This is a genomic window from Mucilaginibacter sp. OK098, from assembly GCF_900142915.1.
GTDB lineage: Bacteria > Bacteroidota > Bacteroidia > Sphingobacteriales > Sphingobacteriaceae > Mucilaginibacter.
Map to the genome: position 1 here is coordinate 62,504 of NZ_FRCM01000003.1, position 13,276 is coordinate 75,779.

Genomic DNA, 13,276 nt, shown 5'->3' on the forward strand with positions numbered 1-13,276 from the left:
GAATGTGCAGATATGCGAATGTGCAGATTAAGAAATGTGCAAATAGGCAAACATGCAGCTATTCGGATTTAAAATTTCTATTAATTATCAAATATGAGAATATATAAAATTGTTGTTCATTTTTCTTTTTCATCTGCATATCTAAAATTCGCACATCGTTCTCTTTTTCATCTGCACATCTGCATATCCAAAATCCGCACATCATTCTCTTTTTCATCCGCACATTTGCACATCAAAAATCCGCACATCGTTTTCTTCTTCATCCGCACATCAGTCATCACTCGTATCTCCATTACCATTGTATGCACTTTTGCGCACTATAGGCATGCCCACGGCCTTAAACAGATCATCCAGCTTTAACAGGCTGCCGTTTGAAAGGTTTGTGAGCAGTACAACGGTAATATCATCTTTAATATCGCGCAAATAAATATGCCTGAATCCGTGCCACCAGCCTGTGTGGTAAATAACCTGCTTGCCCGGTGCTTCAAAAATGCGCCATCCGTAGCCATAGCTAAAATGTCCGTGAACCATAGGGTTGCGCGGAACGTAGGCCGAATCCATAGTGCCTTGTTTTAGTAACCTTCCGGCGCGTAGTGCGCGGTCATAAAGCCAAAGATCGCCTACTGTACTGTAAATGCCTTTATCGCCAACTGGGCCGTCCAAAAAATTCTGGACTACCGAGTAGCGCCATTGCCCCCTGTCATGTCCTACCACATCTACCGGAATTTTATCATAAACCGCCTTTGAATAAACTGCCGTATTCAGCATTTTGGCAGGTTTAAAGATGTGCGTCTGCATAAAATCGGCATATGACTGGCCGCTTACTTTCTCAATGATAGAGCCAAGCACCATAAAGTTTGAATTGTTGTACAAAAACCTGGCATTAGGTTTATTAAACGGCCTTGGTTTGTACTGGGCTATCAAAGCCATCTCTTCGGCATTGGTGATCCCCTTTTTTTGGTTAATGTGCTGGCTGCGGTACAGGTCATCCGTAAAATAAACATAGTTCATCATGCCTGAGCGGTGAGTAAGCAACAGGCGGATGGTAACACCATCATACGGAAAATCAGGAAAAAACTTCTTTACATCATCATCCAGCTTCAGTTTCCCCTGCTCCATCAGCATTAATATTCCGGTGCTGGTAAAAGTTTTGGTTACCGAGGCCAGCTCAAATTTCGAGCTTATTTTCAGGCTGTCGCGGTGCAGGTAATCTGCCCAGCCAATTGCTTTTTCATATATTATTTTGCCGTGTTTGGCAACAAGTACATTCCCATTAAAGCCGCGTGTTTTATGAAGCTGCTGCATAACCTCATCAATCTTTTTATCGGCATTTTTAGCATCGTACGCTAAAAATGCTTTGGTATCAAACGGGGCATCAGGGTCAGTACCGGGCAGCTTTGCGCTTTTATCACTTTGTTTAGAAGAGCAGGCGGTTAAAACAAACAGGAAGGATGTAAATATTATAATGGGCTTGTACACTAATCTCATAAAGTAAAATTCTCACTTGGTAAACGGTGGCAAAAGTCAGAAATTATACAGCAGTTATAAAGTAATGTTTTAAATATTTTTTCTTTTAGTTAATTCCACTTCCTAATTTTAGCCTATGAAATATTTTCAATACCTGCTGATAAGCCTTTTTATAATTACAATTTGCAGCAAATCATCTGCCCAAAACAATGAAGATGCGCGGGCATTGGTTAAAGAAGGTGTAAAGCTAAATGACGAAAAAAACTATGCCGGGGCAATAGAAAAATATAACCAGGCGCTAAAGCTGGATACCGGCAATTTATATGCGGATTACCAGCTGGCCTATTCTTTATTTTTATCGGATAAAGGAAAAGAAGGCATCCCGTACCTGCAGAAGGTTGTTAAAAGCGATAACAAATTAAACTCTGCTGCTTACGATTTGTTGGGATTGATCTATTTTAAAAATAAGCAATACGCCGAAGCGGAGAAAAATGCAATTGAGGCCATAAAGCTCGACCCAAAACATGCAAGCACTCAACGAATGTATGCCCTGGTTTGCTTTCATCAAAACAAACGCGCAGCTGCCCTGCTGGGCTTTTGCAGCTTTATTTTGCTGGAGCCAAACACAGCCCGCAGCGCCGAAGCATACGGCAACATTCAACATATTTTACAAGGCGGCGCATTAAAACCCGAACCGGGCGAAATGGCATCAAACGCTATTGAGGCCAATACCAGCGCCTTAAACCAGGCCATAACACAAGCCGTTGCTGATTTTAGCAAAAGAAGGTACACCTTTGCCGGCGACCTGTTAACAGCCGAGCTAAAAGCCATATTTATAAACACGGGCCAATTGGCCGAAAAGCAAACCGGCAATGATTTTTTCAGGAAATATATGGTTGCCTGGTTTTATCAGCTGGCACAATCGCCAAATATGCCGGCCTGTGCAAGGCTGGTTAGCTTAAGTACACCTGAAAGTGCTAAATGGGCGAAGGAAAATGCGCAGCAAATGACGGATCTGGACAATTGGGTTAATGGAAATCAGCGGAATTTCTAATAATTCTGTCTCCTTGTATTTCTATAATAAAACAGGCCGTGGTCAACCTAACGTGTTTTTAAAAAGATTTCACATGGCATTTTAAAGCATAAAAAAATGCTTTGACGTATTAATAATTTATAGTTTTGGCGTTTTTCTGAATTTAATCGTTAAGAAACAGAAAGGTTAAATTTAGAAGATACATCGTTCCTATGAGTAAGAATTATATCAAATATTTTAAAATAGTACTTTTTATTTTCGCGGTTTTTTATGCTTTTAAATGTGCTAAAGTCGGCCATGATTTTGAAGTTTTTGTATATGCTGGTGGTAAATTAATAAATGGGCAAAACATTTACAAGCCGTCATTTATACAGGGCTTACAATACTATTACAGCCCTTTATTTGCATTATTACTGGCTCCGTTTTCCAGCTTACCTATTATTATCCCTCAAATACTCTGGATCTTCCTTTCCTACTATCTATTATACCGCACCTGGATTTTATCCGCTGCATATTTTGATGTTTCAAAGTTTACCGCTAAGCAAAAACTTTCGTGGATAATTATTACTTCAGCCCTATCAATACGATTTATACTGATTGATATCGGATTTGTACAAATGACCATCTTTTTATTATGGGCCACTTTGCAAAGCATGCAGCTTATTAAACAAGGGCGCTATATTTCAGGAGCCGCCCTGCTTGCATTTGCAATAAATATCAAGCTTTTGCCATTGGCGTTTGTGTGTTATTTATTTTATCGTAACCAAATAAAAGCAGCAGCGCTTACCTGCGTGTTTTATGTCTTGCTTCTGTTTATCCCGGCTTTATATTTAGGATGGGATAGAAATCTTAGCCTTATTCATGATTGGTTTAGTATTATTAACCCTTTAAACAAAGAATGGACAGTTGAAGCAGAAGACGGCCCAAGCAGCCTTGTGGCCTTAATTCCGGTATACCTTACTAAAACAACCGGTGTGTTGTCCTTTAAACGGAATTTTTTAGATCTAAATTTAAGCCAGGTTACGTTAGTTCTTAATATAGTAAGGCTGTTTTTTGTATTACTTACACTGGTGTTTTTACGTACTAGGCCATTTAAAGCCATAAACAATAATACCAGGAGCTTTTGGGAAATGTGTTATTTATTTATAATAATTCCTTTAATATATCCACATCAGCAACAATATGCGTTTGTGTATATCATTCCGGCATTTGTTTATATAACATGGTTCTTTGTGCTGAACTGGGATACTATTAAGCAGAAATTTAATCCTTTCACTTGGATACTCCTCCTTATTGTTTGCTTTAACTTTACCCCCCTTATTGGGCGCGATATTATAACAAGCCATTTTTTTGAGGTTTTATTATATCTAAGAATCCTTCCTTTAGCTGTCATAGTGCTGATCCCGGTATTATGGTATTGCCGGCCTAAAGAGAAATTGAAATTAGCGATTTGATTAAACATTTCAACTAGCCGCCAATGTGAGCAGCTGTTTGTGAGGACACAAACAGCGGAGTTGGGAGGCTTTACAATTTAAACTTTACCGCCAGCATTTCCTTCACTTTTTCCCGGTTTAGCTTTGATACGGGGATTTTAATACCATCCGTTAAAAGCAAGCTGCCGCCATCTTCCCGCAGCCAGCTTTTTATAAATGCAGTATTAACCAGGTGCGACTGATGGCTCCGTAAAAAACCATAATTGAGCAGCATATCGGCATACTCCTTTAGCGTTTTTGATACTAATATTTGCTCCCCACCAATAAGCGCAAATCGTGTATACGTATTATCGGCCTCACAGCGTACAATGTCATTAATGTTTACATAACGCGTTTCGCCAAACAGAGGCAAGGCAATGCGGGGCCTTATTTGGTTATCATCTTTTAAATATTCAAGTAAATAGCCCAGGCGTTCGTTCTTTTGTTTTTGCTTGATTGCTTTGCGGGCTTTGCTTATGGCAGCCGTTAACTCGTCAATATCTATAGGTTTCAGCAGGTAGTCAAGCGCGGCAAATTTTACAGCTTGTATTCCGTATTGATCATAAGCGGTAACAAATATGATCTCAAAATTTATTTCGCCAAGCTGTTTCAGCAGGTCAAAACCAGATTGCTCATACAATTGAATATCCAAAAACACAAGCTCGGGCCGATGCAGTTTTATGGCTTTCAGGCCGGTATCAACATCTTCGGCAACAGCGCATACTTCCACATCGGGCTCGTACCCCTGCAGCAGTTGCTGCAAGTTTTCCCTGTTTGAGGCTTCATCATCAACAATAAGCGCTTTCATCTTCTTTTATAGCCAGTTTTTTAGCTCAACAGTTATCAGCGTACCATTGTTGCTTTGCACATTTTTATGCAGCAAGATAGTGCTATTTTTATAGATGCTGTTCAGCAGCTTTATCCGCTCTTTACAAAGTTTTATCCCTATCCCGGTTGTTTGCGTATCATTAAATCCCTTGCCGTTATCACTAACGCTTAATATCAAATCATTATCATTTTTGGCAATACCTACGGTTATCAATCCTTTGTCTTTTAAAGTTGACACCCCGTGCTTAACTGCATTTTCAACAAAGGGTTGTAGCAGCATAGCCGGGATCTCTATTTGCTGGTCAATATCATCCACATTAATATTAAATGTAAAGCCAAAGCGCAGTTGTTCCATTTGCAGGTAATCGTTCAGCAAGTCGGCTTCATGCTCAATGGCGGTTAGCTCTTTATTGCCATCATCAAGCACACTACGGGTAATGCGGGCAAAACGGGCCAGGTATTTATTAGCAAGCTCAATTTCATTTTTATTCATCAGATTTTGGATACCTGCCAGTGCATTGAACATAAAGTGCGGATTAAGCTGTGAGCGTACCGACTGTAGCTGCAAAGTGGCAATCTGCCTGCGCTGGGCTTCGGCTTCGAGGAAACGCTTTTGCCGTTTGCGATAATATAGAAACAGCAGCGCGATAATGACAGTCAAAACAAAAGCCATTAGTATTACTGCGCGTAACGGGATACTATGCCTAACATCCAAAGCGGGTAATACAGTGAAGTTAATGCTGGTATCCAGCTTATGCAATAACGTTATTGGCTCACCACCATGCTTATGAATCTTTGGCGTAAAGGTAATTTTGTACTTACCCGGATTTTTCCAAAACTCTTTATACAGTACAAATTTGTCGTTTGTCTCACCGAAGTCTATACTGTCTGTATATCCGTCAACTTCTCTTTTCAGGCTGATCCGGTAATTATAAAGCCTTTTACCATTAGTTATACCAAAAGAGATGTTTTGCAGCGAATCGCCAAGCCTGAACTTTATATCGTTTATTGAGCTGGTTTCTATAAAGTTTAAAGAACCCGGTATAGTAATGGTAACATACTTTCCCAATATTAACCGCTTCTCCTTTTTAGCCGGATGTTTAATGTCCTTTAACCATGCTGAAAGCAATCCGTTATCTGGAATATGAAAGCTTTTGCTGATAAATTGAATAACACCGCCAACGTTTGCAGCCTCAACTTTCCGCCAGTCAATCAGTAAAGCATCCTGCTGTTTGAAATTTTTAGTGTTATAGATCTCAACCTTTAGTACCTGGCCGGGTACATAATTAAACCGGCCTAAATAAGCATATTTAAAGCGTTTATCGGCTGTATACTTAAAAACGGAGGGCTTTGTCCATGGCGCCAGTTCCTGATTATCGTTTTGTATAACCCGGTATAAATAATAGGCGGCGTTTTTTTCGGTTACATCAAGGGCTGATAACTCAACCGCGCAATCTCCGTCAATAATAATGCTTTTCAAAAATTTGCTGCCGCCCCAGTTCAACCCTTCGTAAACATCACTTTTAATGTTGCCATTGTTGTTAAATTTGATGCCAAGGTTGCCTGCATAAGGAAACTCATAATAGTAATGCTCTTTTATCAACTGCCTTAGCCTTTGCAACTCATGAACTTTCGTAATTTGTTCATGGGTTGCATTCAGGGTGTCTATCAGTTTATAATTATCATAAACTTTAAAATTATTGTTTTTTTCAATAACGCTTCTGCCCGCCTGGCAGAAAGCCGTTAAACTTAAAAAGGATAAAGAAGCAATTAATATACTCTTTTTTATCAGCAGTTTCATTGTTTTCATATTTAAATTTTGTTTGCTGATATAAAACTGCATAGCCTGCTAAATATACACAAGCACCAAACAGTAAACAACCTTTGCCGGTTAGTATCCGGTAGTGTTTGCTTAAAAAAATTGCAATGTATTAATTTTATGGCAACTGGCTTTAAACCACATAAAACTATAAATTTGCACCCGCATAACATACTATCATCATGAGTTTCAGAACCGAACACGACACCATGGGCGAGGTACAGGTACCTGCCGATAAATACTGGGGAGCACAAACCGAAAGATCACGCAATAACTTTAAAATTGGCCCTGAGGCATCTATGCCTAAGGAAATTATTGCGGCATTTGCTTATCTTAAAAAAGCTGCCGCTTATACCAATACCGATTGCGGCGTACTGCCTGCCGAAAAACGCGACCAGATTGCACAGGTTTGCGACGAGATCCTTGATGGCAAATTAACCGGCGAATTTCCGCTGGTGATCTGGCAAACAGGCTCGGGCACACAATCAAACATGAATGTGAATGAGGTTATTGCCAACCGCGCCCATGTGGTAGCAGGCAATAAGCTGGGTGAAGGCAAAACCTTTATCCACCCGAATGATGACGTAAACAAATCACAATCATCAAACGATACCTACCCCACCGCCATGCACATTGCCGCCTATAAAATGGTGATTGATGTAACTATACCGGGCATTGAAAAACTGCGCGATACGCTGAAAGCAAAATCTGAAGCGTTTAAAAGCGTAGTTAAAATTGGCCGCACACACCTGATGGACGCAACGCCATTAACTTTAGGTCAGGAATTTTCAGGCTATGTATCACAACTGGATCATGGCCTAAAAGCGTTAAGAAACACGCTTGACCACCTTTCCGAACTGGCATTAGGCGGCACCGCTGTTGGTACCGGTATTAATACGCCAAAAGGGTATGACGTAAAAGTGGCTGAATACATTGCCAAATTCACCAATCTGCCTTTCCGCACTGCCGAAAATAAGTTTGAAGCGCTTGCAGCGCATGATGCTATTGTTGAAAGTCATGGCGCATTAAAGCAGATAGCCGTTTCATTAATGAAAATTGCCAATGATATCCGTATGCTGGCTTCCGGTCCGCGTTCAGGGATCGGCGAGATCCACATTCCGGATAATGAACCGGGATCGTCAATTATGCCGGGCAAGGTTAACCCAACCCAAAACGAAGCCGTTACCATGGTAGCAGCACAGGTTATGGGTAACGATGTAACCATTTCTATTGGCGGCTCAAACGGGCATTACGAGCTTAACGTGTTTAAACCGGTTATGGCAGCCAACTTTTTACAGTCGGCCCGCTTAATAGGCGATGCATGCACCTCGTTTAACGACCATTGCGCCGCAGGTATTGAGCCAAACTACGCCGGTATTAAAAAGCACCTGGAGAACTCATTAATGCTGGTAACCGCATTAAACCCTCATATTGGCTATGAAAACGCTGCTAAAATTGCCAAAAAAGCGTTGAAAGAAAACCTTTCTCTTCGCGAAGCGGCCTTAGGCCTTGGCTTGCTCACCAATGAGCAGTTTGATCAATGGGTTCGTCCGGAAGATATGATTGGTAGCTTAAAATAAGATCCTTGTGCCTCACCCTAAATCCCTCTCCAAAGGAGAGGGACTTGAAAAATACACTTCATGCAAAAGCCCTTTCGCCTTTCGCCATTTACCTTTCGCCTCCTGGCTTTTAGCTTCCTGCTTTCAGCTTTTACCTCCTCGTGCAGCTTCAATCCCAATAGGCAAACACCGGGGCAAAGCTATTTACAGGGTGAGTGGCAGCAGGACTCCGTGGCCGGGCAAAAGCAACTGGTAAGCTATTCGTTATATCGCCTTAAATTCAGCTGCGATTCTTTTTTTATGGCGATCCACTCCTATAGTAAAGTAAGTACCGGGACTGATAGTTGCACGAGCAAAGGCCAGTGGACAGAATATTGCCGGGGCACCTATACTGAAAGGCATGATACCCTGCACATGAAGGGCCTGTTTTGCAATGCAAATATGACCCTAAAGGATGATAAAGGCTGTTTCCGCTCCGGCGATTACGAGGAGTTTTTTAAGATCAGCAAAAAAACTGATTCACTAATCCAATTTGCCAGTACTACAAACGTTATCCCTATCAACGCACATTTAATAAAAAGAACATCCTGTGTCCCAAAACCGCTATAAAACATATTAGTGTTATGAAAACAAACCTTTTAAAGAAACTGGCGATAGGCATTGCCATAATTTATGCACCGCTGCAATCAATGGCATGGGGCGCCGAGGGGCACCGCATTTGCGGACAAATTGCCGACAGTTATTTAAGCCCGCAGGCAAGAAAAGCCATAAAAGAAATTTTAGGTAATGAGTCAATAGCCATAACCAGCAACTGGGCCGATTTTATAAAATCAGACCCGGATTTTAACTATCTGTCGTCGTGGCATTATATTGATTTTGACAAGGCTTATACCTTGCCTGAAATGCAGGATTTTTTAGCGCACGACACCAAAGTTGATGCCTATACCAAGCTAAACTTCCTGATAACCGAGCTAAAAAAGAAGGACCTGAGCAAAGAGAATAGATTACTTTACCTGCGGATGCTGATCCATATTATTGAGGATGTTCATCAGCCCATGCATACTGCACATACCGATGACAAAGGCGGTAACGATTTTAAAGTGAACTGGTTTAATACGCCAACAAACCTGCATTCTATCTGGGATTCGCAGCTGATAGAGTTTCAGCAATTAAGCTATACCGAATATACCAACGCTATTAATCATGCTACGCTGGCTCAACGTAACGAGTGGCAGAAAGCCCCAATAGCCCAATGGCTTTATGAATCGAACCAGATTGCTGAAAAGCTGTACACCGAAATAAAACCCGGGGATACCTTGAACGGCTATAAATACAATTTTAATCACATTGATACCCTGAACAACCAACTGCTTAAAGCCGGCGTAAGACTAGCAGGGGTGCTAAATCAACTATTTAGTTGATTGGGTTGATTAAGTGAGTGGTTGATTGAGTTAAAAAAACTTAGCTACATTCAACTTAATCAACCCAATCAACCACTCACTTAATCAACTGATTCACAATGAAACTACTAATGGTTTGCCTCGGCAATATCTGCCGGTCGCCGCTGGCTCATGGGATAATGGAGCACCTTGCTAATGAGCAGGGACTTGACTGGGAGATCGAATCTGCCGGTACAGGCAACTGGCATGTGGGTGAAGGCCCTGACCGCCGGTCAACCCGCACTGCACGCGAACATGGGATAGATATCAGCAAACAAATTTGCCGCCTGTTCAGGATCAGTGATTTTGATACGTATGATCACATTTTTGTGATGGATAAAAGCAACCTTAGCGATATACTCTCCATGGCCCGAAACGAGGAGGACAGAAAAAAGGTGCGCTTATTACTGGTCGATAAAATAGTACCCGACCCATATTATGACGATACCCAGTTTGAGCCTGTTTTTCAAATGATTGAGAAGGGGTGTAAGGAGATAATTAAACAATTGACCTAACTACATATTCCTATAATATTAAATTAAGCCTGTAAATAGCTATATTTGATTTATAACAACTATTTGAATATGGACAGAATAGTTTTTGAAGTAGATGACATTTCAGCAAAGAACACCGACGATTTTTGGCTGTTTTTAGACGAGGTAGGTAGAAAAGCAGAAGAAAACGGCCTTACCGAAGAACATTTGAATAAGTTGTTAAATGAAGACTAAACAAACATAGTTTATTATAGTATTATTTCTGCTTCATATTTCTTAAATCAATTTTAGATCAGGCTCCTAAAAAACGCCAATTCCTCCCCATTTCTGAAATAATTCCCATCTCTTTTCATTCCGGCTTTTTCAAGCACCCGCTGTGAGGGGATATTGCCCAGGTCGGTCACAGCTACAAACTTTGCCGCCTGGTTGATATTCCGCATATGAGTTAAAAGTGCGTCAGCCATTTCAGATGCTACGCCTTTGCCCCAATGGTTATAATGTAACGCATACCCCAACTCAATGCTATCGCTGCCATCATCAAAAAGCCGTAATAAACACATTCCTATAAAATCATTATCCGCCTTATTAAATAGTCCCCAACGACCGGTAACGCTTCCAACCGGACCCGTAACAAGATGCTCTCTGAATATTTTAATATGCTCTTCCCTGCTGCGGAAAGGCAAGTATAACATCACCCTTTCGTCGTTATAAAGACTCAGGTACATTTCTTCTTCTTCAGGCTCAAATAAGCGAATAATAATTCTCGGGGTTTGGGTTATAATGTTCATTGGGTTCAAATTTAATCAACAATGGCGTTAAATTTAAAATCCCATGTCATTACTTTATAACATTTTAGCTTCTTCAACATTTATAACCTTTCCAACTTTTCAACTATAAAAAGTACCTTTGCGCCCTATGGCATCCATCAAACCATCCGTACCAAAGGGCACCCGTGATTTTTCACCTACCGAAATGGTGAAGCGTAATTTTATTTTTGATACCATTAAAAGCGTATTCCGCAAGTATGGCTATCAGCAGATAGAAACGCCGTCGATGGAAAAGCTATCTACCCTAACTGGTAAATATGGAGAAGAAGGTGATAAGCTAATTTTCAAAATACTTAACAACGGAGATTTTTTATCTGATGCCGGGATCAGCGAATCAAACATCACAACTGATAGTAAAAAGCTTGCGTTCCAGATAGCAGAGAAAGCTCTCCGTTATGACCTCACCGTCCCCTTTGCCCGTTATGTAGTACAGCACCAAAACGAGATCACTTTCCCTTTTAAGCGTTTCCAGGTGCAGCCGGTTTGGCGTGCAGACAGGCCGCAAAAAGGCCGTTACCGTGAATTTTACCAATGTGACGCCGATGTGGTTGGCTCTGACAGTTTATTGAACGAAGCTGAATTTGTGCTGATCTATGACGAAGCTTTAAGCAAGCTTGGATTAAAAGATTTCACCATAAAAATCAATAATAGAAAAATACTATCAGGCATTGCCGAAATTATAGACAAAGCTGATAATATTATTGATTTGACTGTAGCCATTGATAAATTGGACAAAATTGGTCTTGATGGCGTGATAAAAGAACTGATGGATCGTGGTTTTACCGCAGATGATATTGAAAAAATAAAGCCTGTTATTTTGCTCGAAGGATCAAACAGTGAAAAGCTGGAAAGCCTGCGCAGCGCGTTAGCAAGTTCAGTAACCGGCTTAAAAGGCTGTGAGGAACTGGAAACAGTATTCAATTATATTGCCAACTGCCAACTAATAACTGCCAGCTTAGAACTTGACATAACTTTAGCGCGCGGCTTAAACTACTACACCGGGGCCATCTTCGAGGTAAAAACCAATGAGGTAGCCATGGGCAGCATAGGCGGTGGCGGCAGGTATGATGACCTTACCGGGATGTTCGGCTTAAAAGGACTAACCGGTGTTGGCATCTCTTTTGGTGCCGACAGGATCTATGATGTAATGGACGAGCTTAACCTTTTCCCCGAAGCAACAAGTCAGTCCACCCAATTATTGATCTGCTGCTTTGATAAGGACGGTGAAAAGTTTGCCATGCCGATTTTGCAGCAACTGCGCAAAAAAGAGATTACTGCGGAGCTCTATCCGGCCGGGGCTAAACTTAAAAAGCAGCTTGATTACGCCAATAATAAAAATATTCCATTTACTATTATCATTGGCAGCGACGAGATTGAAAGCGGCTTGTTAACTATTAAAAACATGCAAACAGGTCTGCAGGAAAAATGCAGCGCTGATCAGATCCTGGAAATTATCAGCAAATAAAAAGGGAATAGGATCCTGAATTTATTTAAGCTCTCCATCTGCTAATTAACCTATCCAGATGACAGCCTCCTTGTGGTACCTAAACAGGTATTGATGCGGTGGGCTTTTGGAATGAACTTATAGATATCCCTTTAAGAATTACTGTATCGCTTGTATTACCTGTATTGCACAATACAAACGATACAGCGATACAATAATTTAAAATATAACTTATAGATATCCCTTTAAGAATTACTGTATCGCTTGTATCACCTGTATCGCACAATACAAACGATACAGCGATACAATAATCAAAAAATATAACTTATAGATTTCCCTTTCAGAATTACTGTATCGCTTGTATCATCTGTATCGCATAAACCTAACGATACAGCGATACAATGATTAAAAAATATACTTTATAGATATCCCTTTGAGAATTACTGTATCGCTTGTATCACCTGTATTGCATAATACCTAACGATACAGCAATACAACAACCATTTATTGCAATATAAAAGTGTATAAGATCAGTATTACTAAATGATATTGAGTTTATAGTTTAATAAAACAGACAGGTAGTTATTAAAAATATACTATATATATAATTATACTATTCTATTTAGATTACCTTAACCGTTGATACTTCAAATGCTTAGCTTGTATCGTTGTATCACTATGCTTACTGATACAACGATACAAGCGATACAGGCGATACAGGTTCACCCCTATTGGCTAATAATCCCGATATGAATTAAAATGCTGTTCTGTATCGTTGTTCTATTCGATACAGGCGATACAGTGATACAGGAAAACCAAAGCAGCAGGTTGTCTGAACCATGATTAGTAGGATTTAAGGATTATCATGATAAGCCCCAATTAAAAAATCAAGTC

General features: G+C 40.5%; 12 protein-coding genes. 8 read left to right on the forward strand and 4 right to left on the reverse strand.

Annotated features, from left to right (window positions below; translation table 11 throughout):
- Positions 1-270 precede the first annotated feature (270 nt).
- Positions 271-1,488 carry a serine hydrolase domain-containing protein gene (locus BUE31_RS10650; protein ID WP_073403266.1) on the reverse strand — a complete coding sequence of 406 codons (1,218 nt, stop codon included), beginning with the start codon at positions 1,486-1,488 and terminating at the stop codon, positions 271-273.
- Positions 1,489-1,603: 115 nt separating this feature from the next.
- Between BUE31_RS10650 and BUE31_RS10655 the strand changes: the two genes are divergently transcribed.
- Positions 1,604-2,521: a tetratricopeptide repeat protein gene (locus BUE31_RS10655; protein ID WP_073403268.1), complete on the forward strand. Its 918-nt coding sequence runs from the start codon at positions 1,604-1,606 to the stop codon at positions 2,519-2,521.
- A 191-nt stretch (positions 2,522-2,712) separates the two neighbouring features.
- Positions 2,713-3,954 (forward strand): glycosyltransferase family 87 protein, encoded by a 1,242-nt coding sequence (locus tag BUE31_RS10660; protein WP_073403271.1) that lies wholly within the window; start codon positions 2,713-2,715, stop codon positions 3,952-3,954.
- 70 nt (positions 3,955-4,024) lie between these two features.
- On the opposite strand, the gene BUE31_RS10665 is transcribed toward BUE31_RS10660, so the two are convergent.
- Both BUE31_RS10665 and BUE31_RS10670 read right to left on the reverse strand, forming a co-directional pair.
- Positions 4,025-4,780: a LytR/AlgR family response regulator transcription factor gene (locus BUE31_RS10665; protein ID WP_073403273.1), complete on the reverse strand. Its 756-nt coding sequence runs from the start codon at positions 4,778-4,780 to the stop codon at positions 4,025-4,027.
- 6 nt (positions 4,781-4,786) lie between these two features.
- On the reverse strand, positions 4,787-6,610 hold the full coding sequence (locus tag BUE31_RS10670; RefSeq protein WP_159440660.1) for a sensor histidine kinase: 1,824 nt from the start codon (positions 6,608-6,610) through the stop codon (positions 4,787-4,789).
- Positions 6,611-6,801: 191 nt separating this feature from the next.
- On the opposite strand from BUE31_RS10670, the gene fumC reads away from it, so the two are divergent.
- The 5 genes from fumC to BUE31_RS31005 all read left to right on the forward strand — a co-directional run bounded on the left by fumC (position 6,802) and on the right by BUE31_RS31005 (position 10,345).
- Positions 6,802-8,199, forward strand: a complete 1,398-nt coding sequence (gene fumC / locus BUE31_RS10675; protein ID WP_073403277.1) for a class II fumarate hydratase — start codon at positions 6,802-6,804, stop codon at positions 8,197-8,199.
- 60 nt (positions 8,200-8,259) lie between these two features.
- Positions 8,260-8,787 carry a hypothetical protein gene (locus tag BUE31_RS10680; protein ID WP_073403279.1) on the forward strand — a complete coding sequence of 176 codons (528 nt, stop codon included), beginning with the start codon at positions 8,260-8,262 and terminating at the stop codon, positions 8,785-8,787.
- A gap of 14 nt (positions 8,788-8,801) precedes the next feature.
- Positions 8,802-9,599 carry a S1/P1 nuclease gene (locus tag BUE31_RS10685; RefSeq protein WP_073403281.1) on the forward strand — a complete coding sequence of 266 codons (798 nt, stop codon included), beginning with the start codon at positions 8,802-8,804 and terminating at the stop codon, positions 9,597-9,599.
- Between the two features lie 98 nt (positions 9,600-9,697).
- A complete protein-coding gene (locus BUE31_RS10690) occupies positions 9,698-10,132 on the forward strand; it encodes a low molecular weight protein-tyrosine-phosphatase (protein ID WP_073403283.1) in 435 nt (144 codons plus the stop codon).
- A 69-nt stretch (positions 10,133-10,201) separates the two neighbouring features.
- On the forward strand, positions 10,202-10,345 hold the full coding sequence (locus BUE31_RS31005) for a hypothetical protein (RefSeq protein WP_159440661.1): 144 nt from the start codon (positions 10,202-10,204) through the stop codon (positions 10,343-10,345).
- Positions 10,346-10,398: 53 nt separating this feature from the next.
- Here BUE31_RS31005 and BUE31_RS10695 read toward each other — a convergent pair whose 3' ends face one another.
- Positions 10,399-10,899 (reverse strand): GNAT family N-acetyltransferase, encoded by a 501-nt coding sequence (locus BUE31_RS10695; protein WP_073403285.1) that lies wholly within the window; start codon positions 10,897-10,899, stop codon positions 10,399-10,401.
- Positions 10,900-11,026: 127 nt separating this feature from the next.
- Here BUE31_RS10695 and hisS point away from each other — a divergent pair, with 127 nt between their 5' ends.
- Positions 11,027-12,403: a histidine--tRNA ligase gene (gene hisS, locus BUE31_RS10700; RefSeq protein WP_073403287.1), complete on the forward strand. Its 1,377-nt coding sequence runs from the start codon at positions 11,027-11,029 to the stop codon at positions 12,401-12,403.
- The last annotated feature ends 873 nt before the right edge of the window (positions 12,404-13,276 follow it).

Coding starts and splice junctions, on each gene's coding strand:
- BUE31_RS10650 (WP_073403266.1), bottom strand. CDS start 1,488: ATGAGATTAGTGTACAAGCCCATTATAATATTTACATCCTTCCTGTTT.
- BUE31_RS10655 (WP_073403268.1), top strand. CDS start 1,604: ATGAAATATTTTCAATACCTGCTGATAAGCCTTTTTATAATTACAATT.
- BUE31_RS10660 (WP_073403271.1), top strand. CDS start 2,713: ATGAGTAAGAATTATATCAAATATTTTAAAATAGTACTTTTTATTTTC.
- BUE31_RS10665 (WP_073403273.1), bottom strand. CDS start 4,780: ATGAAAGCGCTTATTGTTGATGATGAAGCCTCAAACAGGGAAAACTTG.
- BUE31_RS10670 (WP_159440660.1), bottom strand. CDS start 6,610: ATGAAAACAATGAAACTGCTGATAAAAAAGAGTATATTAATTGCTTCT.
- fumC (WP_073403277.1), top strand. CDS start 6,802: ATGAGTTTCAGAACCGAACACGACACCATGGGCGAGGTACAGGTACCT.
- BUE31_RS10680 (WP_073403279.1), top strand. CDS start 8,260: ATGCAAAAGCCCTTTCGCCTTTCGCCATTTACCTTTCGCCTCCTGGCT.
- BUE31_RS10685 (WP_073403281.1), top strand. CDS start 8,802: ATGAAAACAAACCTTTTAAAGAAACTGGCGATAGGCATTGCCATAATT.
- BUE31_RS10690 (WP_073403283.1), top strand. CDS start 9,698: ATGAAACTACTAATGGTTTGCCTCGGCAATATCTGCCGGTCGCCGCTG.
- BUE31_RS31005 (WP_159440661.1), top strand. CDS start 10,202: ATGGACAGAATAGTTTTTGAAGTAGATGACATTTCAGCAAAGAACACC.
- BUE31_RS10695 (WP_073403285.1), bottom strand. CDS start 10,899: ATGAACATTATAACCCAAACCCCGAGAATTATTATTCGCTTATTTGAG.
- hisS (WP_073403287.1), top strand. CDS start 11,027: ATGGCATCCATCAAACCATCCGTACCAAAGGGCACCCGTGATTTTTCA.